The organism is Chromohalobacter sp. 296-RDG, from assembly GCF_029889885.1.
Taxonomy (GTDB): Bacteria; Pseudomonadota; Gammaproteobacteria; order Pseudomonadales; family Halomonadaceae; genus Chromohalobacter.
This window is the reverse complement of record NZ_JARANY010000153.1, coordinates 1-2,101: the sequence shown is the minus strand read 5'-3', so window position 1 is coordinate 2,101 and position 2,101 is coordinate 1. Positions and strand designations below refer to the sequence as shown.

The window sequence follows — 2,101 nt, the reverse complement described above, 5'->3', positions numbered from 1 at the left end:
AGAAACGAGTCGTCAAGTCTGAGGACTTAAAACGTGATGAACAGCGGCTAAACGAGCGCATTGATGCCTGGCTAAATGAGCTCGATGAAGCTGACCATGATGAGGCTCATCGTGATAAGCCTCATCATGACCAACGCCGCCGTTTGCTGGTCAGAGGCTTCAGAAAAGGGCGAAGAGTAATCAGTTTAGCCGTGCTGGCCTACAACCTGAAACGGTTGATGAACCACATCGGCACCGAAGCGCTAAAAGCTCGGTTGAAAGCGATGCCGGCCTGAGGGCTGGGCAGTCTATCGGCTGTTGATTGACCGCCGCAATACCCCAAAGAAACCCAACCGAATGAAGCGGGTCCGTTCTCCGACAACCCAGCTAGGCAGTTTTCCGTTTTGACACGGCCTGTTTGGGCAAGTACTGACGGATCAGTCCATTGGTAGTCTCGTTCGTTCCCCGCTGCCAAAGGCTTCGCGGGTCACAAAAGTAGATCGCCAGGCCTGTAGCAATCCGTAGCTGTGCGTGTTGGGTCAGTTCCGCCACCTGATCCAAGTCAGCGTTTTGCGCAGTTGCTCGGGGAGCGTTGCAACCTTCGCGGCGATGGCATCGCGAACGGCTTCGGCCCCATGACCGGCTAATGCTGGTCCGTTTTTGACTCGGTACCACAGCCATGATCAAGCATAGGCGGCAAGTGCAGCATTAGCGTGAACCGGCTCGTGCATTCAGCCAAGGTGCCAATCGCAGAGCTGTTCAGGCCGATGATCAGGTCCTCCTCTCAGTGACCGGGGATAGCACGATCTGCAACTTCCGCCGGGCGCTGGCTGATCATGACCTCAGGAGAGATAAAGAGTTTGCCCCGTTGCTGTCTCCTGGTGCGTGGAACTCGTAACGCTCGGCCGGTGCCGCAGACACGCGGAAAACTCGCGACGCAGAGCGCCACGGCCTTGAATGTAGAGTGCTTGATAGATCGCCTCGTGAGAGATTCTCATCGTCCGAAAATTCGATCCGCAGTCGACGGGTGATTTGCTCTGGGCACCAGCTTGTTCCCCATCGCCGATCGGCTAGACGGCCATGCCCACGCCCAACATCAAGGTATCGTGCTTCATCATCGTTCCTCTTCCGTGTTGCGTACGGGGCGCGGCGTCATTCGCAACGCGCGTCGTTCATCATGCGGTTCTTGCCCTGAGCCTTGGCGTCATAACTCGCGGCATCGGCGCGTTTCACCATCGCCTGTGCATCAACGTCATCGACGCCCAGGCATGAAACCCCCAGGCTCGCGGTGACACAGTAGTGCTCACCCTTGCGCAGTATCGACAACTCGCTTACTGCTTGGCGGACCTCCTCGGCGATGCGCATGGCTTGTGGGTTGCCGCAGCCGGGTAACAGGATGGCAAATTCATCGCCGCCCAGGCGCGCCAGGTGGTCGTCGCGACGCACGCACCCTTCCAGACAGCGGGCAATCGCACGCAGCATGTCATCCCCTAAGGCGTGACCACCCTCGTCGTTGATCGGCTTGAAACTGTCCAGATCGAAGAGAATCAACGATGCCATTTCGCCATGTTCGCGGAAACGCCCATAGGTCTCCTCTAGGCGTCGCTCGAAACCGCGCCGATTGAGAAGCCTGGTCAGCGGATCGTGCTCGGCTTCCCAGAGCTGGCGCTTCTGCTGTGCGCGCAGATGCGTAATGTCCTTGACGAATCCCACCACACCTTGCGGTTGCTCGCCGTTCATCACCTGACTGGTATACAGCTCCAGCCACATCATGCCCGCATTGCCACACTCAAAGCGCAACTGACGATACAGTCCATCGCCGCCGTTTACCACATCGCGCCACAGCGCAAACAGCACCGGACGATCCTCGGGATGCAAACGACGCAACCAGGCGCGATGCTTGAACGACACCGCCGACAATCCCGTCAAGGTTTCAAGGGCCGGGTTGACGTAGCTGATTCGGCCCTCGAGATCGGCCAGAAACATCGACAATGGCGACGAACTCAACACTGCATCGAGATAGGCCTGGCGGCTGCGTCGCTCCGCGCGCTCGCGATTGCGCTCATACTCCACGCTATTGAAGGTCTGCGCGATGCGCTGCAACTCTTCCAACGAAGTATCC

Annotated in this window: 2 protein-coding genes and 1 pseudogene; 1 reads left to right on the top strand and 2 read right to left on the bottom strand. The window is 58.2% G+C overall.

Translation table 11 applies throughout. The annotated features are described in order from the left end of the window. The coding region (locus OP495_RS17350; protein WP_280570994.1) for a hypothetical protein at positions 1-275 on the top strand (275 nt) is incomplete at its 5' end. A 121-nt stretch (positions 276-396) separates the two neighbouring features. Here the strand turns inward: OP495_RS17350 and OP495_RS17345 are convergent. Continuing rightward, positions 397-1,050, bottom strand: a pseudogene (locus tag OP495_RS17345) (IS30 family transposase); the annotation flags it as partial. Between the two features lie 81 nt (positions 1,051-1,131). Continuing rightward, positions 1,132-2,101: sensor domain-containing diguanylate cyclase (locus tag OP495_RS17340; protein ID WP_280570992.1), on the bottom strand; the 970-nt coding region annotated here is incomplete at its 5' end.